The sequence below is a fragment of the Mesorhizobium sp. NPDC059054 genome (genome assembly GCF_042739215.1).
GTDB lineage: Bacteria > Pseudomonadota > Alphaproteobacteria > Rhizobiales > Rhizobiaceae > Mesorhizobium.
Map to the genome: position 1 here is coordinate 1 of NZ_JBHYHV010000005.1, position 22192 is coordinate 22192.

General features: G+C 59.8%; 17 protein-coding genes and 1 pseudogene. 3 read left to right on the forward strand and 15 right to left on the reverse strand.

Going from position 1 to position 22192, the window contains the following annotated elements; genetic code table 11:
• From ACFWXH_RS20965 to ACFWXH_RS21000, 8 genes are all read right to left on the reverse strand, one after another.
• A partial coding sequence (locus ACFWXH_RS20965; protein WP_379123314.1) for an amino acid adenylation domain-containing protein occupies positions 1-4466 on the reverse strand: 4466 nt, incomplete at its 3' end.
• Between the two features lie 346 nt (positions 4467-4812).
• A complete protein-coding gene (locus ACFWXH_RS20970; RefSeq protein WP_379115040.1) occupies positions 4813-5778 on the reverse strand; it encodes a substrate-binding domain-containing protein in 966 nt (321 codons plus the stop codon).
• A 41-nt stretch (positions 5779-5819) separates the two neighbouring features.
• The gene (locus tag ACFWXH_RS20975) at positions 5820-6845 is read right to left on the reverse strand and encodes an ABC transporter permease (protein WP_379115041.1); all 1026 of its coding nucleotides are present in this window, start codon (positions 6843-6845) and stop codon (positions 5820-5822) included.
• The gene (locus ACFWXH_RS20980) at positions 6832-8346 is read right to left on the reverse strand and encodes a sugar ABC transporter ATP-binding protein (RefSeq protein ID WP_379123315.1); all 1515 of its coding nucleotides are present in this window, start codon (positions 8344-8346) and stop codon (positions 6832-6834) included. The genes ACFWXH_RS20975 and ACFWXH_RS20980 overlap by 14 nt, the downstream gene beginning before the upstream one ends.
• Positions 8343-9827 carry an ROK family protein gene (locus ACFWXH_RS20985; RefSeq protein WP_379123316.1) on the reverse strand — a complete coding sequence of 495 codons (1485 nt, stop codon included), beginning with the start codon at positions 9825-9827 and terminating at the stop codon, positions 8343-8345. The genes ACFWXH_RS20980 and ACFWXH_RS20985 overlap by 4 nt, the downstream gene beginning before the upstream one ends.
• 361 nt (positions 9828-10188) lie before the next feature.
• On the reverse strand, positions 10189-10368 hold the full coding sequence (locus ACFWXH_RS20990; RefSeq protein ID WP_379123317.1) for a DUF882 domain-containing protein: 180 nt from the start codon (positions 10366-10368) through the stop codon (positions 10189-10191).
• Between the two features lie 108 nt (positions 10369-10476).
• Entirely contained in the window at positions 10477-10716 is a 240-nt protein-coding gene (locus ACFWXH_RS20995) for a conjugal transfer protein TraD (RefSeq protein WP_379123318.1), read from the reverse strand.
• Between the two features lies 1 nt (position 10717).
• Positions 10718-11044, reverse strand: a complete 327-nt coding sequence (locus tag ACFWXH_RS21000; protein WP_379115046.1) for a conjugal transfer protein TraD — start codon at positions 11042-11044, stop codon at positions 10718-10720.
• A 183-nt stretch (positions 11045-11227) separates the two neighbouring features.
• Here ACFWXH_RS21000 and traA point away from each other — a divergent pair, with 183 nt between their 5' ends.
• From traA to ACFWXH_RS21015, 3 genes and pseudogenes are all read left to right on the forward strand, one after another.
• Positions 11228-14221, forward strand: coding sequence for a Ti-type conjugative transfer relaxase TraA (traA, locus tag ACFWXH_RS21005; RefSeq protein ID WP_379123319.1), 2994 nt, complete (start codon positions 11228-11230; stop codon positions 14219-14221).
• Between the two features lie 128 nt (positions 14222-14349).
• Positions 14350-14559, forward strand: a complete 210-nt coding sequence (locus ACFWXH_RS21010) for a helix-turn-helix transcriptional regulator (RefSeq protein WP_379115048.1) — start codon at positions 14350-14352, stop codon at positions 14557-14559.
• 290 nt (positions 14560-14849) lie between these two features.
• Positions 14850-15076 (forward strand): annotated as a pseudogene (locus ACFWXH_RS21015) (helix-turn-helix transcriptional regulator).
• 113 nt (positions 15077-15189) lie between these two features.
• Here ACFWXH_RS21015 and ACFWXH_RS21020 read toward each other — a convergent pair.
• The 7 genes from ACFWXH_RS21020 to ACFWXH_RS21050 are packed head-to-tail and all read right to left on the reverse strand — an operon-like array spanning position 15190 to position 22190.
• Complete coding sequence (locus tag ACFWXH_RS21020; protein WP_379123320.1) at positions 15190-15948, reverse strand: glutamine amidotransferase; 759 nt, start codon at positions 15946-15948, stop codon at positions 15190-15192.
• A gap of 29 nt (positions 15949-15977) precedes the next feature.
• A complete protein-coding gene (locus tag ACFWXH_RS21025) occupies positions 15978-16805 on the reverse strand; it encodes a carbohydrate ABC transporter permease (RefSeq protein ID WP_379123321.1) in 828 nt (275 codons plus the stop codon).
• A complete protein-coding gene (locus ACFWXH_RS21030) occupies positions 16802-17758 on the reverse strand; it encodes a carbohydrate ABC transporter permease (RefSeq protein WP_379115051.1) in 957 nt (318 codons plus the stop codon). Before ACFWXH_RS21030 ends, ACFWXH_RS21025 begins: the two co-directional genes overlap by 4 nt.
• 21 nt (positions 17759-17779) lie before the next feature.
• Positions 17780-19030, reverse strand: coding sequence for an ABC transporter substrate-binding protein (locus ACFWXH_RS21035; RefSeq protein ID WP_379123322.1), 1251 nt, complete (start codon positions 19028-19030; stop codon positions 17780-17782).
• A 24-nt stretch (positions 19031-19054) separates the two neighbouring features.
• A complete protein-coding gene (locus tag ACFWXH_RS21040; RefSeq protein ID WP_379115053.1) occupies positions 19055-20137 on the reverse strand; it encodes a Gfo/Idh/MocA family protein in 1083 nt (360 codons plus the stop codon).
• A complete protein-coding gene (locus ACFWXH_RS21045; protein ID WP_379123323.1) occupies positions 20134-21165 on the reverse strand; it encodes a Gfo/Idh/MocA family protein in 1032 nt (343 codons plus the stop codon). The genes ACFWXH_RS21040 and ACFWXH_RS21045 overlap by 4 nt, the downstream gene beginning before the upstream one ends.
• A 17-nt stretch (positions 21166-21182) precedes the next feature.
• The gene (locus ACFWXH_RS21050; protein WP_379123324.1) at positions 21183-22190 is read right to left on the reverse strand and encodes a Gfo/Idh/MocA family protein; all 1008 of its coding nucleotides are present in this window, start codon (positions 22188-22190) and stop codon (positions 21183-21185) included.
• Between the last annotated feature and the right edge of the window lie 2 nt (positions 22191-22192).

Here is a 22192-nt window from a genome sequence, read left to right on the forward strand (position 1 = left end):
TTCGGCGTCAGCGGCAAACGGTCAAGCACCACAAAGGCCGCAGGAACCATGTGATCCGGAAGGCACCCGGACAAATGCCTTCGCAACAGTGCCGCGAACCGGCTCAAATCCTCGAACTTTGACGGATCATGCGCAAAATCTGCATACTCCCCCACGGCATGATGCGGGAGGTACAGATCTTTTGGCGCACTCCAGTTCTCCGGCAGGAAGAGAACGTCCAGTTCTCCATATGGAGAATTGTGTGACCAGGTCGCAACCACGCGGTGACCGGTCGTCTCACCGAGCGAGATCAATGCCTCGACATGAATGGGGTCGCGGCCAATGTTCTCAACGTATTTGGCAAGGCCAGTTTCATCGTAATCAGCGATGAGGGATAGATCGTCGCATAGATGCGCATTCGGGAAATTACAAAGGCGAAATCCATTCGGATGGCTTGCAGCGGCAGCCGCAATGGAAGTGACATCCTTTACGGAATTTCCCCAATAAATTTTGGGCAGATGCGCCGCAGATTGGGATGACCCATCGCCCTTTCTTAAAACGACGTCATACCGATATCGACTGAGCTCGTTGGAGGACAATCCCCGCTTGATCCGGATATCGACCCCGGAGACTCCATCGACGACATCTTGCAACGCAACGAAGAAACGCGGGTCCAGCGCAATTTCTTTCTCAAGCACGAGACGTCGCTCGACAGCCGAACGAACGGATTCAAGCGATGGCTTCCCTTTCGTATTTGTAAGCTCGACGGCGGTGGAAAAATACCGAAGCAAAGGCAAGCTGCGGATGTCGCCAAGGAATATTGCACCTTCCGGCCCCAATAGGCCTATCGCCTGGCGTATTACATCGACGAAATACTGGGGTGTCGGGAAATACTGTGCAACCGAATTGATAACGATTGCATCGAACGCGCCCGCTGGCAAACCATCGACGACATTCGCTTCCTGGCAACGAAGATGGGTACGATTTGACAAGCCCGGCAGTGCGGCAATCTGGTCCTGCAGCCTGTCAATAATGCGCGGGGAAAAGTCGACACCCCAATATTCGGTACAGTTCGGGGCAAGGCGCGAAAGCAGCAGCCCTGTACCAACTCCGATCTCCAGAATCTTCTTGGGCTGCAGGTCCAGAATTCGGGCGACGGTCGCGTCTCGCCACTCTTCCATTTCATTCAATGGGATAGGTTGACCATCATAGCTGCTGTCCCAGCCATGAAAATCATCTCCAAAAGGGGCAGATGACTGCTGGCTGTTTTCTTCCTGATAGACTTCCTGCCATCCCGCTACGGTTTGACTTTCACGCTTGACGTCCCGGGCCGATCGGGACCGCGGGACCACATAGGCAACCAGCCGCTTGTCACCGGATGCCTCCTGGCGTGCCACGACAACGGCCTCGCGCACGCCAGGATAAGCCGTCAATTGCGCCTCGATCTCGCCGAGTTCGATCCGGAAGCCACGGATCTTCACCTGATCATCGTTGCGGCCAAGGAATTCCAGGTTGCCGTCCGCCATCCAGCGGACGAGATCCCCGCTCCGGTAGACCCGGGCGCCGGGAACCGTGCTGAACGGATCGGCCACGAACCGCTCCGCCGTCAGCACCGGCTGGTTCAGATAGCCGCGCGCGACCCCTGCCCCGCCGATCCACAATTCCCCGGCGACACCGACAGGGCAAAGCCCGCCATGAGCGTCGACAACATAGACATGCGTGTTCGAGATCGGACGCCCGATCGGAACAGTCGGGCTCCAGAATTGTGGTTCGCCTTCCTCGAGCGGATAAGCGCAGGCCGTTACAGTGGTCTCGGTCGGCCCATAAAGATTGTAAACCTGGAAGTCTGGCCAGCTTGAGCCGAAGCTCTTGCTGGACAAGGCCTCGCCTCCGACGAGAACCAGGCGAAGCGCTGGCAGCCGGTTCAAATCCTGTGCGAATGTCCCGGCAAAATATGCAGGCGTGAAGTTGGCGATGGAAACCGAGAACCTGCGCATGTTCTCGATCAGTTGCTCTCCGCCCCATATCTCGTTGCCCCGGACGATCAGCGTCGCGCCTGCCAACAGCGATAGAAACGCCTGCTCGGCAGACGGGTCGAAGCTGATGCTGGCTAACTGCAACACCCGGTCGGAAGGACTGATCGCATATCTGGCAATGCCGTCTTCCACATCGGCAACCAGGCTTTTGTGCTCGATCATGACGCCTTTTGGCCTGCCGGTTGAGCCGGAGGTGTAGATCACATAGGCCAGATGCCTGCAGGTCAGCCCGAGTGCCGATCGCTGCGGATTGGCATCGCAACCGCTCGCCCCTGCCGTGGCCGTCAGATCGAGCAGCGGGCACTGCTGGCTTCCCGCTTCAAGCATCGTGGCGACAAGCCCTGATGTCCTTGCATCCGCAAGCACCGCCACCGGCGCGCTGTCCGACAGCATGAAGGCGAGGCGATCCATGGGATAGGATGGATCCAGCGGGACATAGGCTCCCCCCGCCTTCAGGACACCGAGCAAGCCGATGATCATCAGCGGCGACCGCTCGACACAGATGCCAACCCGCGCATCAGGGCGCACGCCAAGCTCGATCAGCCGGTGCGCGACACGATTGGCCCGTATGTTCAGCTCGCCATAGCTGATCTCTTCATCGTCGCAGATCAGCGCGATCGCATCCGGCGACCGCACTGCCTGGGCCTCGAACAGCTCATGGATGCAGGCGTCCTCCGCAAAGGCTGCCGCAGTGTCATTCCATTCCTCGAGAAGAAGCCGGCGCTCCTGCGGTCCAAGCAAGTCAATCCGGCCGACCGGCAGCGATTTCTGTCCAGGGTCGCAGCCGGCTCCCGCGAGAGCGAACAAATGACCCGTAATGATGTCTACCTGACTGGGATCAAGAAGCGCCGCACGGTAGAACCATCGAATGGCTCCGTCCCGTTCTCGGATCTCCAGGGTTAAACATCCGCCAGGCGTATCGAGCGCGTCACAGGGGTCGCCAGGCCCGTCGCCTTTCTGCGAGGCAATGACATTGACCGCCACGGACCAGGGACAGACAGTATGGAGAGATCGATTTGCGTCCAACTGCGGATAGCGGTTCACCAGGTCGAGCGGGTAACTGCTACCGTTCTTGGCCAGAGCTTCCCGTTCAGCACGAACTGCGGCAATGACCTCGTCAAAGTTCGAAGCGAGACTGATACCCAACTCCATTGGGACGAGGCGTGCCAATGCCGGAGAGAGCAGAGGGGTGGGTATGCCAGCGTTCCAGCCGATCTGGAACTCCTGCGTCGTGCACACACGCGCAAGATAAATCCCCAGGCTTGCTGTGAGGTGATCTATCCGCAAACCTGCGTCAAGTTTGTCCAATGCTGCGCAATGTTGCCACGCCGTAACCTCCATGCCGGCATCCTCACGAGGATCGCGCTTTTGGAGGAAAGGCAGCCATGGCGAACTGAAACGCTCCAGTCGTTCCAGCCAGAATTCTTCCCGAACCGCCAGGGTCTGATGGACTTCCTGTAACGTGCGGCATTCAGCGTCGCTGAGAATGGGCAAGCTGTCGCCAATATTGAGGCCCAGATCGCATGCCAAAGCGCACGGGTCTGTTTTGGCGCCCCCGGCTTTCGTCAGTTTGCTGACGACAACGTCCTGGCTATGCGTCGAAATCCGCCAGCCAGCCGGGGCAATATCCAGCAATGTGCCCGGCACGGCTCCCGAATTTTTCTCCTGTACATCAAGCTGTCCCACACTGACGGCGATCTCAGGATGATAGATTTTCGCGCACGTCAGGGGATTCACCCGCCCGACACCATAGTCCATGGCACGGACCAGTCTGGATGCATCCTGCGCCGGACGATCCCAGCGAAAAAAGCCGGCCGCGTCCGGGCGCCTGTAGCGCGACGAAAACATTCGGTCTGAAGAACTTTGAGGACGCGCTTGCAGGCCTGCGCCGTTCAGCCCGGCAAGCAGAATGTCGAATCCTGCCTCGGCTTCCTGGTAACATTTGAGATTCAGGCTGATCGCGGTTTCATCGTCCGCGATGGCAAAGTGGCGCTGGACCAGAATGTCACCCGCATCGACCATGCCAAGCATCCGATGCCAGGTGACGCCATGTCGCGTTTCCCCTGACAATATCGCCCATGATGTCGCATGCCTGCCGGAGTAACGCGGCAACGGACTATCGTGATAGTTGATTGCTCCGGCTGACAGGCGCGCGAGCAGCGAAGCCGGCAGGACTTGTGGATTTACGATCGAGAAAAGCCAGCCCACCTTTTCGACGGACAGCCATTGATCGAGCTCTGGAACCGAGCCCAGCAGTTGAAGATTTTCACTCCTGGCCCAATTCGCGAAAAGATCATCGCAGGCAAGTACGGCCCGGATCCGATATCCTTCAATACGAAGGCGAAGCGCACAGTGGATCGCGAACGATCCACTGCCTACGATCACACAGGTGCAATCGACATCCATACAAACCTTGTCATTCCCGTGCTCGCATCGTTCCGCTTCGGTCAAAGTATTTCTCACAGATCTTTGACAATGCCGAAATATTCACAAAACACCCGATTCAAACAAACCGTTAATTGCAACAGTGTCGGAACACTGAGAATATAATTAATTATTTCCCCATAAATATTTCAAATTTTTGAGTGACATAATATTCAATACTCGGCGTATCTGATCCGCCAGTCACAAATTTTCTGCCACAAATTCGAAAAATGGTGCTGCCCGGCCACCATGGTGGCCGGGCGACGCCAGAGGACGATGCTTCGCGAACCGGGCATCTGCGAAGGTTCGACGACGGCCCGGGCCGTCACACCGTCGATGTTATGGTTTGGGGCCGGTTGCCCGCTTGAAGTGCTTAGAAAGGCGAGTCGGGATAGAAAAACTCCTTGGCATTCGACTTGTCGATCAGCACCGATGGCACGATGTTCTTGGCAGGCAGCTTCTCACCCTTCAGGCGCGCCTCGGCTGTCATCTTGACCGCGTCATAGATGAACTTCGGTGAGTAGCTGACATCGGCCTGGATGCGAGGGTCGGTTCCATCCATGATGACCTTGACCATGTCCTTGGCGCCAGCGCCACCGAAGATCACCTTGATGTCCTTGCGTCCGGCCTGATCGATTGCCTTGATGGCACCGAAGGCCATGTCGTCGTCAGCCGCCCAGAACGCATCGATGTTCTTGAAGCGGGTCAGGAAGTCCTGCGTCACCTTATACGCGTCGTCGCGGTTCCAGTTAGCGTACTGCGCATCCAACAACTTAATGTCCGGATGCTCCTTGAGCACTGCGTTGAAGGCATCCATGCGCTCGTTGTCGAGCGTCGTGGCGATGCCGCGAAGCGCGACGACATTGCCCTTGCCGTTGAGCTGCTTGGCTATGTACTCGGCGGGAAGTTTGCCGAAGGCGGTGTTGTCGCCAGCGACGTAAGCGTCCTGGATCGACGGGTCAGTCAGACCGCGGTCGACCACGGTGATATAGGCACCTTTCGCCTTGACGTCGGCGACCGGCTTGGTGAGGGCGGCTGACTCGAACGGGAAGACAACCAGCGCGTTGATCTTGTTCACGGTCGAAAGGTCGCGCAGCTGGTCTGCCTGCTCCGTCGCGTTGGCGGCGGTCTTGATGGTAACCTTCAGGTCGGGGTTTGCCGCCTCGAGTTCGGTCTTGGCCCGCGCGGCCCAATAGTTGATGCCGCCCATGAAACTGTGCGTAGCGGCCGGAATTGACACGCCAAGGTTGACCTTTTCGGCGGCCATGGCGGGCAACGCCATCAGGGCGGCGGCGGCGACTGTGGCTTTCAATGCGACACGTCTGCAAATCGCTTTCACTTTGTCTCTCCTTGAGTTTCTTTTATTGGTGGTGCTGTGGATCACGACCGCCGGTTCCGTTGTAATAGAGCGACGATGATGATGACGTAGCCCTGCACCGCCGCGTTCAGGTAGACGCTGATGATGCTGGTCAGATTTAGAATGTTGCTGATGACGGACAGCAGAATGGCACCGACCACTGTACCGGCGATCGAGCCAGCTCCGCCCTTCAAAGCGGTGCCCCCGACAATGACGGCAGCGATCGCCTCCAGTTCCCAAAGCAAGCCGGTTGTTGGCGAAGCCGAACCGAGGCGTGGCACGTAAAGCAGCGTCGCTATGCCAACACACATGCCTAGCAGCATGTAAGTCTTGAGCTTTACCCAGTCCACGTCAACGGCGGCATAACGGGCTACCTGCTCGTTGGAACCAATTGCTTGCACATAGCGGCCATAAGCAGTGCGGTTCAGGATCAGCGCGCCGGCAAGCGCTACGCCCACGAACACCCAGACAGGGATCGGCAAGCCAAGGAAGTAGCCGTAATAGACAGGCGCGTAGAGGTCTGCCAGCGCGTTATCAAGCGTGATCGCACCGCCGCCGGAAAAGTAGGTCAGGTAAGCGCGGTAGATCCCGAGCGTGCCGAGTGTAACGATGAACGGCTCGATGCGGCCTTTCGTGATCAACAGACCGTGGATCATGCCGAAGAAGCCGCCGAGAACGACCGCGGAAACCGCACCGATGAGAACGGCCAGCAATGGCGATCCGACATGCTGCCCGGCCCAGTTTATCAGCATGATGACGCAGCCGGCGATCAGCGCCGCCATCGAACCGACCGAGAGATCGATGCCCCCGGAGATAATGACGAAACACATGCCGACGGCGATGATGCCGATGAAGGCGGTGCGGGTCAGCACATTGAGAATGTTTTCGGTCGTAGCGAAGTCACCGTTCAGGGAGGTGCCGACAATGCAGAGAAGGATCAGGCCAGCAAGTGGCCCATAACTCTGGATCCGATCGCGCCAGGCTGCCGCCTTGGACTGACGTGAGCGCGTTGCGTCCGTGGCGTCTTTTGCGGTCTCAGGCGTCGACATGTGCGGTCCCCGTGGCGTGTGCGATCAGTTCCTGCTCAGTCAGCTTGTCCCCGTGCACTTCTGCAGAGAAATGCCCGGCGCGCATTACCACCACGCGATGAGCGAGGCCGATCAACTCGAGCAGCTCGGAAGAGATGATGACAACCGCCAACCCCTTTTCGGCCAGCCGGTTGATGAGGTGATAAATGTCTCGCTTGGCGCCGATATCGACGCCGCGCGTCGGCTCGTCGAGCACAACCACTTTAGGCTCGGGATGCAGCACCTTGGCCAACGCCAACTTCTGCTGATTGCCGCCGGACAAGGCTGATGCCTTGTTGCGGAGCGTGCCGGTACGGATGCCGAATTCATTCACCGCGACCTCCAGGGCGCGGTCTTCACTTGCTGGCTTAAGCAGCGGATTCGCGTAACGCTCCAGCGCCATCAGGGTAAGGTTTTCGCGAAGATGAAAGTTGACGTGCAGGCCTTTTCCCTTGCGGTCCTCGCTCAGATAGGTGAGTCCGTGGTCGGCCGCTTCGCGGGGCGAGCGGAAGATGACGTCCTTGCCAGCCAATTGGACTTTGCCGCTTGCCTTCCGCAAGCCGAGGATACCCTCGAAGAGTTCGGTGCGGCCGGCGCCGACCAGCCCGGCAAATCCGAGGATTTCGCCGGAGCGGACTTCGAAGTTGATGTTCGAGGCCCAACCCGGGACAGAAAAATCCCTGACCCGCAGCATCGGAGCGGTTTCAGCGGGCACTGGCGCGCGGGGCGGATAGAGATCACTCACCTCACGCCCGATCATCATGTTGGCCATGTGCCTGCGCGTGATATCCTTGGTGGGCGAGCGTCCGACGAAGCGTCCGTCGCGCATGACGATCACCTCATCGGTAATGCGCTCCACCTCATCCAGTTTATGCGAAATGTAGATGATGGTGACGCCGTTGTCCCGCATCTGGTCGATCAGCTTGAACAGCCTGCCTGTCTCCGAGGGGGTCAGGGTGGCCGTCGGCTCATCCATGATCAGCAGCCGGGCATTGCGTGCCAGCGCCTTGGCGATCTCGACCAACTGTTTCTCGGCCACGATGAGACGGCTAACCTTCGTTGCCGGATCGATGGTCAGCCCAACCTGCCCGAGCACGCCGGCCGCGGCCGCATGCATCGCCTTGTCGTCGAGCAGAAGCCCGCGCCTTATCTCATGACCCAGAAAGATGTTGTCGGAGATTGTCAGGTCGTCGGCGAGATTGAACTCCTGATGGATCAGGACGATGCCTTCGTCCTCCGCCTTGCGCGAACTGGCGAAGGTCACGGGCTTGCCGTTCACCCGGATTTCGCCTGATGTCTGCGGCTGGTAACCAGCCAGGATTTTCATCAGCGTGGATTTGCCGGCTCCATTTTCGCCGAGCAGCCCGTATACCTTGCCCGGTTCGAGCGCGAAGCTGATGCCGTGGAGAACACGCACGGCACCGAATTCCTTGACCACATTGTCGAATTCGACCGCCAGGCCGGCTTGAGCGGAAGTATTCATTGCATAGTCTCCCCATCTCGCAAGGATTCCCGTACCGCCAGTACGCCGGCGCCGATCGTCCCGGCGTCGCTGACGAAGGGAAGCGGCGCGACTTCCAGATGACGTGCCGACAATGCGGTCGAGCGCAGGTTGACGCGCTGGCGGATGGCGGCGAGAAAGAGTGGGCCGAGGTTGGCCATGCTCCCTCCGACAAAGACGTGCGACGGGTTGAAGAAATTGACCACGGACGCCAGCATCTGTCCGACAAGGCCACCGGCACGGATAATGATCCGGTCGGCGGTCGGGTCGCCGGCCCGGCTTGCCTCGCGCAGGGCTTCCGCTCCAATCTCACCATGCCTTTCCATCCACGCTTTCAGGAAAGGACTTTCACCACGCCGCACAGCCTCATGGGCCAACTCCGCTATTGCCGGACCTCCCGCCATGGCTTCAACGCAGCCGCGATTGCCGCAGGTACAAAGGGGACCGTTTTCGTCGACGCTGATGTGGCCGACATCACCCGCCGAACCGGTGTGTCCGCGATAGATTTCGCCGCTGCAGACAATGCCACAACCTATACCGGTGCCAACCTTGATGACCAGGAAGTTGCGGTGCTGGCGGCGCAGACGCCACAACACGCCGAGTGCCATCACGTTGGCATCGTTATCGATGTAGCAAGGTGCAGCCGTGAAGTCGCGCATGTAGTCGCGGATGGAGAAGCTGTCCCAATTGGGCATCAGCGGCGGGGTGACCAGCTGGCCGGTGGCGAAGTTCACCGGCCCGGGAACACCCATTCCAATCGCAAGAAGCGAGCCGTCGCCGCCATGTTGCCTCAACAGAGCCGTCAGGTTGGTGCGAACACGCGAGAGCACTGCGCCGGGCCCCTCGCGAACATCGGTTGCTTCTCGGTGGCGGGTAACGACGCTCATGTCCGGTTTGAGCAACGCAATATCCATGCCCTTTGCACCGATATCGATCCCCGCAACAAGCCCCAGATCCGGATGCAATCTGAGGGCTTGAGGTCGACGGCCACCTGTCGACGGCCTTTGTCCAGTCTCCTCTACCAGACCCTGTGCGACCAGTTCCGCGATCAGCCCATTTGTCTTGCTGCGCGATAGACCAAGCAAGGTTGCCAGGCCTTGGCGCGAGCTGCCGTACATCCAGAAGGCGCCTTCCAACAGGTGGCGTTCGCGACGGCTTAAATTTCTCCAGGGGATTGGAATGCCGACCCTCCCTTGTCGACAAGCCACAGACTTAGAACAATCTTTTCGTATATGAGTAAAACTTACAAGGCCAATCTTCGGCCATATTAAAGCCGAAGTTTCGATCGGTTTCACCCCATCGATGGATTTGCCACGGCATTCTGCAGGCTTGCCGGAAGGCACAACTGTTTGAGTTCCTTGGCGGTCGCGGGCGCCCAGGCAAGGAGCGCTGCATCCGAAATTGCCCCATTGCCCTTGCGACCCGGACAAGCCTGAAGCGGTGAGACGGGATTGAAATTGCATCCGGCTGCCTCAGGAAGCCTGTGCGGTGAGCGCGAATGAACAATGCCGAAGGAATGAAGGCTGCTGTATTCAGCGGAGGCACGTGGTTGGCAACGAAATTCCGGAATTGGCGCACCGATCGCCACAAGGTCGATGAATGATGGTTCCGAAGCAACCTTGCCGCCGGAGACCTGCGAGGCGGCAGCTTTCAGCGCGCGGCTTTTGCGGGTTGGAAGCATGGCGGTGAGCAGCGCCTATGGACAGCGATGCGTCATCTGGGGAGTTCGATTTTCCTGCGGTGCCGGCTGCAGCGGCAGACCTCGCCTTGATGCGCTGCCTGTGGTCAGCCATCGCCAGATCATAGGCTGGCAACGCCCTGCCGTCAGATGCAGTGCCGACCATTCGGGAAAATGTGCGCCAATTCCGGGCGCGACATGCGCGGCCATGCGCGCACATGCCCCACATCGAGATGAACGAAGGGAGATCCTGAAGTCGAATAGTAGCCGGACAATAGAAAATTTGGATCAACGTTTGAAATGAGGACGCAAAGCGGACACTTCAAGCACTACCGCCAATTCTACGATCTGGTCATTGGTTTGACTCATACGACTACGCAACATTTTGCGTTCGTCTCGTCTCAACGTCCCGCTTGCGCGAAGATCGCATATCTTTAGCCCCCCACTTCGTTAATCTGTTTTGGCTTGAAGCCCTCTTTTCCCATTGCAGCCCATAGTTCCCGCGTCCGTTCGCTCTCTTCGTTTTTGAGCTTGTTCGCCATCCAGAGCAGCGCGCCATAGATTATGGCGCGATCGTCATTGGTCAACTCAACGATGCCGGCTTTGACGACGAGACCGCCGAGCTCAATGAGCTGTTTCGTACGCTTCCGGCGCTCGACCTGCCATGCGCGCATGTCAAGCCGCGCCAGTGCCGCCTGTCGGCGATTGCGTGCCGCCCGGTTGTGTTGGAGCGCCGCCAGTATCGCGGTCAGATGGTGTTGCAGGCCGCCGTGATCCGCCACGAAAGAAGGCGGCACCACGCCTGGCCCATGCCTCCCGCTTGGTGACATCCTTCGTCTCGGCCAGCACTAGCAGTGCACCGGCGAGTTCTTCGGCGCTGAAACTGTCGCCACCGGTGGCAATCACCAGTTCGCCCAGTTGCTGCACCTTGCGTGTTTTGATGTATTTTGCCTTGTCCTCCAGCGCCTTCAGTTCGCTGTCGTAGTCACGTGGCTTACGCATGCGGCGATCTCCTTCCTTGCGGCAAGCTGCCTATGAAATGAGGGTAACCGAGCGCCTCGCAAAAGGCTGCCATGTCACTAAGCCGGTCTGGGACACGCCGGTCCATCCCGAGATTTTTTCGAGGGAGGGCGCGCTTATACGTCGTTCCGACGTGCGCTCGGATGTGCTGATGATCAGGGCGCGATGGCGATCTATCATCTTCACGTCAAGGTCATTGGCCGGAAGAGCGGCTCAAGTGCGGTGGCGTCTGCTGCCTACCGGTCGGCCTCGCGACTGCGCGACGAGCGGATCGAACGCAGCCATGACTTCTCTGCCAAACGTGGCGTCGTCCATTCTGAGGTGCTGTTGCCCGATGGTGCACCCGAGCACTGGCGTGGTCGTGAACGGCTCTGGAACAATGTCGAGGCCTTCGAGAAACGCATGGACGCGCAGCTTGCTCGCGAGGTGGAATTCGCCCTGCCCCGCGAGTTGAGCCTGGCCCAAGGTATCGAACTGGCTCGCGACTTTGTGCAGGCGCAGTTCGTCGAGGCCGGCATGATCGCCGATCTCAACGTGCATTGGGATATCGGTGAAGATGGTGTGGCGAAACCCCATGCCCATGTCATGCTCACCATGCGCTCGGTCGACGAGAACGGATTTGGTCCCAAGGTGCGGGACTGGAACCGCACGGAGATGATCGGGCGCTGGCGCGAACGCTGGGCCGAGCTTGCCAATGAGCGCTTGGCCGATCTCGATATCGACGTCCGCATCGACCATCGCAGCCTGGAAGCACAGGGCATCGCGCTGGAACCTCAGAGCCAGATCGGTGCATCGGCACAGCGTATAGAAGCCGAGGCTGTCGACGTTGCCGACCGCGCCGAACTGCATCGCGAGATTGCGCGCAACAACGGCGCGCAAATCCTCGCCAACCCCGCTTTGGCATTGGACGCCATCACACAGCAGCAATCGACCTTTACGCGGCGCGACATGGCAATGTTCGCGCACCGCCATAGTGATGGACTGGAGCAGTTCAACGCGGTGATGAACGCATTGGGAAATTCACCCGACCTGGTCGAACTCGGAAGCGACGGCCGCGGCATGGAGCGCTTCACAACACGCGACATGATCGCGGCCGAACAGCGTTTGCACGCAGCAGCGGAACGCATGGCCGAACGCGAGCGCCATGCGGTCAGAGATCGGGATCGAGATATAGCGCTGGCGCGGGCCGAGGCGAACAGTCTAAGACTGTCGGGCGAGCAGCAGGATGCGCTGACCCATATCACCGATGGGCGTGATCTTGCGCTCGTGATCGGCCATGCCGGAACGGGAAAGAGCGCGATGCTCGGCGTGGCACGCGAGGCATGGGAGGCCGCCGGCTACCGCGTCCGCGGCGCCGCCCTTTCCGGCATTGCCGCCGAGAATCTCGAAAGTGGATCGGGTGTATCATCGCGCACCATCGCCAGCATGGAACATGGCTGGTCGAACGATCGTGATTTGCTCTCCTCGCGCGATGTGCTGATCATCGATGAGGCCGGCATGGTCGGCACGCGCCAGTTGGAGCGCGTACTGTCCCATGCGGCCGCAGTTGGCGCGAAAGTCGTTCTGGTCGGTGACCCGCAACAGTTGCAAGCCATCGAGGCGGGCGCCGCATTGCGCGCGATCCACGAACGTCATGGCGGCGCTGAAATCGGTGAGGTGCGGCGTCAGCGCGATGGCTGGCAACGCGACGCCACACGCGATCTGGCAACCGCCAGGATCGGCAATGCCCTTAAAGCATACCGAGCCCACGACATGGTGCACGAGGCGGCAACGCGCGAGCAGGCCAGACAGGATCTGATCGAGCGTTGGGACCGCGAGCGGCAGCGACAATCAGGCCAAAGCCGCATCATCCTCACGCACACCAATGATGAGGTTCGCATCCTCAACGAGGCAGCGCGTGATCGCATACGCGAAGCAGGCGATTTAGGTGACGAGGTCCGTGTCACTGTCGACCGTAGCATGCGCCACTTCGCCAGCGGCGATCGCATCATGTTCCTGCAGAACGATCGCGGGCTTGGCGTGAAGAACGGCACGCTCGGCACCATCGAAAAGGTCGACACGCGGACCATGACGGTGCGCACCGACGACGGCCGTTCTGTCTCCTTCGATTTCAAGGATTATGATCGCATCGACCATGGTTATGCGGCAACCATCCATAAGGCGCAGGGCATGACGGTTGATCGCACTCATGTGCTCGCCACACCGGGCATGGATGCGCATGGCACCTATGTCGCCCTGTCGCGCCATCGTGACGGTGTAGATCTCCATTACGGCAACGATGATTTTGCCAATCCGGACCGGCTCGCGCGCACGCTCTCGCGCGACCGCGCCAAGGATATGGCATCGGATTACGAGACGGCGGATCCGGCCCGGCTCTATGCCGAACGGCGCGGCATTACCTTCACTGAACGTGTCGCTGAGATCATAAGGCGCATCCTGCCGGAAAGGCTGCGCGACCGCATCAGCGGCTTGCTCTCGCCGAGCCAGGAAAGTCGGCGCGAGCCGACAAGAGAAGATGTAGGCGAAGAAGCGCGTCGTGATTTTGCGAAGCCGGACGTTACCGCGTCGCAAGATCCGGATGCGGTGATGCGCAAAGCCCGCACCGATGCCCTCACCCGCCATGCCCGTGCAGTCGACGCCATTCTCATCGCTGGAGATGCGAACGACAAAATTAGTCCCGACCGGATGGGCGAACTCGACAAGGCTCGACAAGCCTTCGACAAAGTGCGGCCGCATGGCTGGCGCGATGCCGAGGCGGCTTACGTCAAACATCCAGAACTCGCTCACGAAGCGGCCACAGGCAAGGTCAATCGCGCCATTCGCGCGCTGCAACTCGAAACGGAAATCCGCAACGAACGCAGCAACGATGCGAGCCTCGATCTGAACGCCAGAGCCGCGCGCTTCGTCGAACGCTGGCAAAAGCTCGATCAGACCAGCCAGCGTCAGTACCGGGCCGCTGACATGGCCAGCTATCGGGCGACCCGCTCACAGATGGGCGACATGGCTAAAAGCCTCGAACGCGATCCGCAGCTTGAATCCATCCTTGCCAACCACAAGAAAGCGCTCGGCATCGGGATGGAAACCGGCCGCCGTCTCGGTGCCGAGCTCGCCTTCACGCACGGTATCGATCTCGGCAGGGGACGTGGCATCGGACTGTAAGCCGTCCGATTTACAGCCGGCGCTTCGCTATGACCGCACCGTGAAATTACGCGCCTTGCGGGCGTGCAAGGTCCTGCTCATCTGGTTTCCATCGCAGCCAGAGACATCCAGTAGCAGGCAGGACGACCATGCGAGAACCAGACCGTATCATCCGTCTCAGATCCGTTCTGTCGCGGACGGGGCTTACCCGCTCCACCCTCTACCGCAAGATCGCCGAAGGCTCCTTCCCGGCTCAGATCAAGATCAGCGTCAATGGTGCTGGGTGGCATGAATCCGAAATCAATCGCTGGGTTGAAGATCCGGTTCGTTGGAGGCGGAAAGGTGGAGCTGACGGTTAGGCGGTTCAATCTCATTGAGGTCGGTCGTCCCCGACAACGAGTCTTGCGTCACCCGTCGCTTGACTGACGCGCAAGGCGAACGCCTACGCCACCGCCGTTTAGCACGGCTTTGCCCTCCGTCACGCGCCCGCGGTTGTTGGCGGGAGCAGCTGCGGCGCGCAGGACACGGCCATTCGACGTCTCGACGCGGCAGAGCCAGTCGAGCGAAGCTCCGCAAGACGACCCAACAGTTCGACTGTGCGAGGAGTGGCAGAAGGCTCGCAAGTATACACTGGCGCGGGAGGCTGACGTTGGACGAAAAGTTTCTCACCCCCGAGGAAGTCTCGAAGCGCTATCGCGGTGGCGTTTCGGTTGGAACGCTTCGGAACTGGCGGACGATGAATATCGGCCCATCGTTCGTTAAGGTCGGCAAAGCCGTCCTCTGTCCAGTCGACGAGCTTGAAGCGTGGGACGAAAGAATAGAGTGAGCTGCCGTGCAGCAAGGCGACTCCCTGAACGCACCGATGATCACCCGTGATGATCACGAGGAACATGCCCCACTCACCGGCACCAGCTTCAACTCGATCCAGAGAAGTTGGCGAATTACCAATATGATAATAAACTTGGGAGACTGCTGCACAAACACCCGCGCTAAGAACCGCCGGCAGTCCAACGCAGCAGGCCATTCCAAAGCTTGCCGTAGTGCTCCCACCCTAGAAGTTGCGGCGACGCCCAGTCTTGGGCGCAATCCGTGGCGTACGCAACGGCCCTGCCATCACCGTAACTGCCGACAGCAATGATTGGGTCACCTCGCTCGGATTTCACCAGCACTGTGGCACCGGCCTTCGCAGTCAGACGATTGTAGCCGAAGACGTGCGGCCATTCACGTGGCAAACCGTCAACAATCGGATGCCTCAGCGCGGGATCGAGCGTGAGATTCACCCCCTCCGGGATCTCCACACGATCATCATAGGGCTGCATCGTCACCGGCAAAAGCTCTTCGATAGGCGTGTCCTTATAGCGCGCCTTGGCCTGGAAGCCGGTAAAGCTGAAATATCCGCCAATCATGATGAAGCCACCTCCGGTGGCCACGTACTGTTCTATGAGCTTCAGGGAATTCACCGTTCGGTTGAGGTAATCCTGGTGAAGCAGCATCGTGTTCGATCCGATGTCGCTGAGGATTACCACGTCGTATCGCCGGATGCCTTCGATGGTAGATGGGAACTGCTCGTGCACGATGTGGCAGGCGACATGCGTGAAACGGTGGCCCTGCGCCTCGAACAGATTGCGAACCGGCGTCGCGAACTCCGTGTAGCGCGTGAGCTCGAGCGCATCGAGACCTTTGTGCTCTATCATATGGACGATGTTGGTCTCGCCGACAAACAGAACGGAAAGCGATTCCTTGTTCATGGCCCCTCGATTATCCTGCGGTGATGAAACTAGCCCTTGACGGCTCCGCTGGTGGTGCCCTGAGCGATGTACTTCTGCACGAAGAAGCCGACGATGATGATCGGCAACATCGTCACCGTGGCTGCGGCGCTGCTTTTGCCCCAGTCGCCCGCCATCTCCCCGGCGAGCTTCGAGATACCGACCGGCAGCGTGTAGGTGTCGAGCCGGGTGAGCTGCAGGACGAATAGCAGCTCGTTCCAGGAGTACTGGGCACACAGCACCGTGCATGCGGCAATGCCCGGGAGCACCATCGGCACGACGATGAACCAGAAGGTCTGCATCTTGGTGCAGCCGTCGACCGTGGCCGCGTCGATGACCTCGGAGGGGAGTTCCTTGAGGATACTCATGAACAACCAGATCACGAAAGCGAGGTTCAGGGACGTGTGCGCGAGAACCGGACCAAGATACGAACCCTGCAAGTCGAGCAGGTAGAGCATCGAGGAGAGCGGGAGCAGCATGGTGATCGGCGGGATCATCTTTACCCATAGAAAGATGTTTGCAATCTTGCCGGCTTGCTTGAGTCCGAAATACACCAATCCGTATGCGGCGAAGAGCCCGAAGACAATCGACAGCAATGTCGTCATGCTGGTGATGGCAATCGAGTTCCTGTAGTAGGCGAGATAGTCGTCCGTGAGGAAGATCTTGCGATAGTTCGACAGCGTCGGCTCGAAAACGAGCGATGGGGGATTCTTGAAGATGTCGAGCCTGCGCTTGAACGAGTTGAGGACGACCAGGACGATCGGCACCGCGGACCAGAGGCCGAAGAGGACAAGCACGGCATACTTGGTCACCGACCGGACGGCGCGGCCAACCGTCATCGCGCCACCCTCGCCGGTGCGTTCTCATCATTGAAGAAGCGCATCAGAGGCGTGAACACGATGGCGAGCAGCGCCATCATGAACAGCGAGATGGTAATGGCGTATCCTGTGGCGTGGTAGTCGAAGCCCTGCCGGAAGGCGTAGATGCTGAGCGACAGCGTCGAATCGGCCGGCCCGCCTTTGGTGAGGCCGAAGATGATGTCGAAGACACGAAAAGCATCCATGCCGCGAATGATCGTGATAACGATAAGCACGCGCACGATCAGCGGCAGCGTTATCTGGATCAGCGTGCGGATCGGTCCGGCGCCGTCGACCTCCGCCGCCTCGTAGATTTCCTTCGATATTGAGGACAGGCCTGACGTCACGACCAGAAGTACGAAGGGCGTCGTCTGCCAGACGTCGACGACAACGATGCTGAACAGCGCCCAGCCCGGCTGCGTCAGGCCGCCGAAGACGTGGTCGAGGCCGACCAACCCGAGCAGGTAGTACACGAGCCCGTAGGAGGGATCGAGCATGTGCGTCCAGATCAGCGCGATGATGATCGGCGAGACGAGCAGCGGCATCGTGTAGACGGTGCGGAAGAAACTCGCGAGGCCACTCGGGATGGTCATCAGCATGACCGCGATCAGCGTGCCGATGACCAGCTCGAGCGCGAGCGCGGACACCGAGAAGACGATCGTCGTAACGAGTGCCTTTATGGCTTGGCGGTCGCCGAAGAAATGGAGGTAGTTATCGAGGAAGATGAAGCGCGCGGAAGCCTCCGCTCCAACCTTGTAGTCGAAGAAGCTCATGACGACCGCGTAGGCGAGCGGCACGATCATGGCGATGAACACGACAAGCGCGGCGGGCGCGATTAGCAGTACCCCCAGGGTGCGATCGCTTCTAAGGTGGTTTGATCGGCCGGATATCACCGTGTTCGCCTTGTCGAGATTTGAACCGGGAGGGACGTGCATTTCAATCGATCCGGCCCGAACCTATGGATAGAGCGGCGCGAGATCGGCCCGTGCGGCTTCGAACTCGGCCTTCGGGTCGGCATCTTTCACCACGATTGCTGAAAGCGCCGCGCCGATCCGATCGTTGACCTTGGGTGCATTTGGATCGCTCGGCAACGTGCCCGAAGTGGCGAGCGCTTCACCTACGGCGCCGAGGAATCCGAGCTTGGCGACAATCTCCGGGTTCTTGCTGACCGAAGTGCGCCCGCCGATCTCGGGCATGATCTCGAGATTGAGCCGGGTGAGCTGCGCTTTGCTGGTAAGCCATCCCGAAAGCTGAAAGGCTTCCGCCTTATGCGGGCTGTTCGCCGCCACGCACCAGCAGAAGAAGTTCATCGCGCCATAGGGCTTCTTGCCGTCGGGCGCGGGTATTGCCGAATAGCCGAGTTTGCCGACAACACGGCTGTTCTCGTGATTCTCGAGATCCGCCGCGATACCGGAGAGGACGATGGCCATTGGCGAGTCGCCAAGCTGGATCTGCTTGTTGGTGTCGCCCCAGTGCCAATTGTTGCTGCCGCGCACGGCGTACTGGTTGAGCTCCTTCCACATCGTGGCCGCCTGGATCGCTTCCTTACTTGCGATGTTGAGCTTGCCGTCGGCGGTGAAGTAGTCGCCGCCGAGCGAGCGCATCAGCGATGCCCAAATCTCGACCGGCGCTCCGGCCTGCTGGGCGGGAAGCGCGACGCCTGTCCCCTTCTCGCTGAAGTGCTTGGCGGCCGCGACGAGCTCCGACCAGTTCTTGGGCGGCGCAATGCCCTCGGCGTCGAGCATCTCCTTGTTGTAGACGAAGATCGCAACGGCCGGGTTCGTCGGCAAGCCGTAGAACTTGCCGTCTACGGTGGCGCCGTTGATCATGTCCTTGGCGAAGTCGCTGATATCGAAATCCGGACCGATGTACTTCTGGTCGGTCAAGAACTCATCGACCGGATGCAGGTAGCCGGATGTCACGTATTCCTTCAACCAGGTGTCGTGCACCATCACCAGGTCGTACTGGCCGGTTTCGCCGGAAAGGCTCGACACCTGCTTCTGTTTGAGCTGACTCCAGTCTACGGCGTCGAGGTTGACCTTGATGCCGGTCTCCTCCGTGAACCGCTTCATCAGCTCGGCCTGGGCGTCGGCGCTTTGCCCCGACCAGCGCGACACAGTAAGCGTTACGTCCTGCTGTGCCATCGCCGAGGTTCCGGTTATGGCGGCAAGCAGCATCGCCGACATTGCGACTGTAAGCTTCCTCATGGATAGTCCTCCCTTTGCTTCCACTTACGCCAGTTTTACCAACTCTCCATTCGCCGCGGACGCGTATGCCGCGCTGGTGACCTCGGCGACTTTCACCCCGTCCTCAAAAGTGATGTCGAACGGAATGTCCTTCTTGAGCCGGCGGATCACGTCGCTAATCTCGCGCTTGAAATGGATCGCGTGCGCGGGCCAGCTCGTGTAGTCGTGCGGATCGGAGGAATCCGGCTTGATCTGCGGTTCGATCCATCCGCCAAGTTTCGGGTCGGCGGTCGGCTTCTCAGTGTAGACCGCCACCTTGGGCGCCTTGGAGGTGAGTTCCACGATCATCGTCCCTTCGGACCCGTAGATCTCCATTGTGTTCTTCATGCCGACGTCGATGTTGATGCTCCATGACGTGTTCAGCTCACCGAGCACGCCATTCTGGAAGCGCAGCATGGTGATCGCGTTGTCCTCGACGTTGAGCTGGGTCTTGACGGTCTTCGCGGTCATAGCGAAGACACTCTCGACGTCACCCAGGAACCATCGCATCAGGTCGATGGCATGGACTCCTTCGTCGATAAGCGCGCCGCCGGCGGCCTTCTTTGCATCGAGGATCCAGTCGCACATGTATGGCGGACAACCGAGTTCCTTGGGCCCGATCGAGCTTAGGAAGGAGCGGATCGACACGATCTTGCCGAGAACGCCGGTGTCGAAGATCGCCTTGGCGCGCTCGGCCTCGGGGATGAGACGGCTGTTGAAGCCGGTCGTGTGGCGGATACCGGCCTTCTCAACGGCGGCCAGCATTTCCCTAGCCTCGCTGTAGCTCGCGGCGAGAGGTTTTTCGCAAAACAGATCTATGCCGGCGGCGGCGGTATCGAGCACCATCTGCCGGTGCTCGGAGGTCACCGAGTGGATAAAGACGAAATCGAGGTCCTTCCGCTCCAGGAGCTTGCGGTAGTCCTGATAGAACTCGCCGCCATACTTTTTCTGCGACGCCCGCCCGCGGGCCTCGTCCTTTTCCGAAATCGCGACGATCTCGACGTCTTCGGGCTGCTCCAGCAGCGCTTTCAGGCGCATATCGGCATGAATGTGATCGAAACTGATCATTGCGACCTTGAGCTTGGTCATGCTTGTCCCCATGCGGAAGAAATCTCAATCGACCGACCAGCCTTGACCGACCGGTAGGCGGCATCGACCAGTTCCATGACCCGAAGGCCGTCCTCGCCGCTCGACCGGCAGGGCATGCCGTTCTCGAGGCAATCGAGGAAATGGGCCATCATGCCGAGGTGGCCGTCCTTGATGAAATGGTCATCGACGGCGTGATAGTGAATCGCATTCGAGCCGCCCTCGCTGTCGCGGCCGAGAACGGATCGGATGGGATGGCCGTAGAGCGTATCGACGAACCCGTGGCCACTCGTGCCATAGACCTCGTAGCGACCGTCGAAGCCGCCGGGCAGCGACCAGCTATCCTCGCTCTGGGCCAGCTTGCCGTCGTCGTAGCGGACGATGAGGACCGACGTGTCCTCGACCGGAAATTTGTGCACGAAGGTCCCGGCATCGGCGTAAATACTGACCGGCCTCGCACCGCCCGCGAACCATTGCAGGAAGGCCAGTCCGTGGACGGCCATGTCGATGATCACCCCGCCGCCCGACTGCTTGGGATCGGAGAACCAGCTCGCGTGCGGTCCGCCGACGCCATGCATCGACTTCAGGCGGAAGATGTGGCCGTAGAGACCCTGGTCGACCAGCGCCTTGAAGGCGATGAGGGAGGGCACGAACGGCACATTCTCGGCGTAAAAGACAGTGCGGCCACGCTTCGCCGCAGCGTCGAGGATGGCGCCGGCATCTGCCACGTTCGTTGCGAGCGGCTTGATGACGATCACGTCCTTGCCGGCTTCTATCGCCGCGACCGCGATCTTGCGGTGCAGATGGTTCGGCGTGACGATATCGACGAGGCGGATGTCCGGGTCTTCGATCAGCTGCCGATAGCTGTCGTAGACCTTCCGGATACCGGTTTCCCTGGCGGTCGCGTCGGCATTGGCGCGATGACCTGAGGCGATGCCGACGAGATCGTAGCCGGGGAGCTTCTGAAAGGACGGGATATGGACGAGCTTCGACCAGAAGCCTGCGCCGACGATGCCTACTCCGATTGCCATGTCTTTCGATTGCTCCATCACAGCTTCATGATCTTGCCGGTCCGCATGGATTTGCTTGCGAGCAGGAGCGCCCGGATGGCCTCGCGGCCTTCTTCGCCGGTCGGCATTGGCTTTGCCTTGCCGAGGAGCGTATTGATGAAATGGCGGGCCTCGCCCTGGTAGCCGTACTTCCAGAGGATGCCCATGTTGCTCCAGCCCTGAGGTCTGGAGCTCTCATTGCGTCGATTGCGGATGTAGAAGCTACCGCCCTGCTTCTCCATCAGGTCGATGGAGATGGTGCCGTTGGTGCCGTAGACCTGGACGGTCAGATCCCCATAGCCGCTGGTCCAGGAACCATAGAGGTTCCCCATTGTGCCGTTCCTGAAACGGAAGTGCGCCATGACGTTGTCCGCGGTGCCGTAGCGCTTGGCTCCATCGAGGACGAAAGCACCGCCGCTGGCGTACACCGTGGCGAAGTCGCCGTTGTACCAGCGGAAGAGATCGAAAGTGTGGGAGAGTGAGTCGATGAGCACTCCGCCGCCGATCTTCGGATCGTAGAACCAATCGGCTGATGGCACCCAACCGAACAGCGACGAGGTGATGCCGACGACGTCGCCGATCTCGCCCTCGTCGAGCCACTTCTTGGCTTCGCCGAACGGCGGGGTGAAGCGGAGCATGAAGCCTATCTGCAGAACGACTCCTGCGTTCTTCACCGCCGCGACCATCGCGTCGCAGTCCTCAAGCGTGAGGGCCATCGGCTTCTGGCAAAAGATGTGCTTGCCGGCCTCCGCGGCCTTGATGGTTATCGCCGCATGCGTGGGGGTGGGCGTGCAGATTACCACCGCATGGATCGCGTCGTCGGCAAGAAGCTCCTCGTACGTCGCGTAAACCTTCTCCATTCCGTACTTCGACTTTACCGTGTCGGCCGCAGCGCGGTTTACATCGGTCACCGCTAAGAGCTTAGCCTGCGGCAACTCCGCGTAGGCGTCGCACATCACATGGGCGATGCGCCCCGCCCCGATGACCCCTAGTGTCACCTGCTCCATAC

Bases quoted from the DNA above. Each gene is read 5' to 3' on its own strand.
- ACFWXH_RS21045 (WP_379123323.1), bottom strand. From the start codon at position 21,165: ATGGCAATCGGAGTAGGCATCGTCGGCGCAGGCTTCTGGTCGAAGCTC.
- ACFWXH_RS20975 (WP_379115041.1), bottom strand. From the start codon at position 6,845: ATGTCGACGCCTGAGACCGCAAAAGACGCCACGGACGCAACGCGCTCA.
- ACFWXH_RS21050 (WP_379123324.1), bottom strand. From the start codon at position 22,190: ATGGAGCAGGTGACACTAGGGGTCATCGGGGCGGGGCGCATCGCCCAT.
- ACFWXH_RS21020 (WP_379123320.1), bottom strand. From the start codon at position 15,948: ATGAACAAGGAATCGCTTTCCGTTCTGTTTGTCGGCGAGACCAACATC.
- ACFWXH_RS21040 (WP_379115053.1), bottom strand. From the start codon at position 20,137: ATGACCAAGCTCAAGGTCGCAATGATCAGTTTCGATCACATTCATGCC.
- ACFWXH_RS21035 (WP_379123322.1), bottom strand. From the start codon at position 19,030: ATGAGGAAGCTTACAGTCGCAATGTCGGCGATGCTGCTTGCCGCCATA.
- ACFWXH_RS20985 (WP_379123316.1), bottom strand. From the start codon at position 9,827: ATGCAATTTCAATCCCGTCTCACCGCTTCAGGCTTGTCCGGGTCGCAA.
- ACFWXH_RS21000 (WP_379115046.1), bottom strand. From the start codon at position 11,044: ATGCGTAAGCCACGTGACTACGACAGCGAACTGAAGGCGCTGGAGGAC.
- ACFWXH_RS21010 (WP_379115048.1), top strand. From the start codon at position 14,350: ATGCGAGAACCAGACCGTATCATCCGTCTCAGATCCGTTCTGTCGCGG.
- ACFWXH_RS21030 (WP_379115051.1), bottom strand. From the start codon at position 17,758: ATGCACGTCCCTCCCGGTTCAAATCTCGACAAGGCGAACACGGTGATA.
- ACFWXH_RS21025 (WP_379123321.1), bottom strand. From the start codon at position 16,805: ATGACGGTTGGCCGCGCCGTCCGGTCGGTGACCAAGTATGCCGTGCTT.
- traA (WP_379123319.1), top strand. From the start codon at position 11,228: ATGGCGATCTATCATCTTCACGTCAAGGTCATTGGCCGGAAGAGCGGC.
- ACFWXH_RS20980 (WP_379123315.1), bottom strand. From the start codon at position 8,346: ATGAATACTTCCGCTCAAGCCGGCCTGGCGGTCGAATTCGACAATGTG.
- ACFWXH_RS20995 (WP_379123318.1), bottom strand. From the start codon at position 10,716: ATGCGCGCATGGCAGGTCGAGCGCCGGAAGCGTACGAAACAGCTCATT.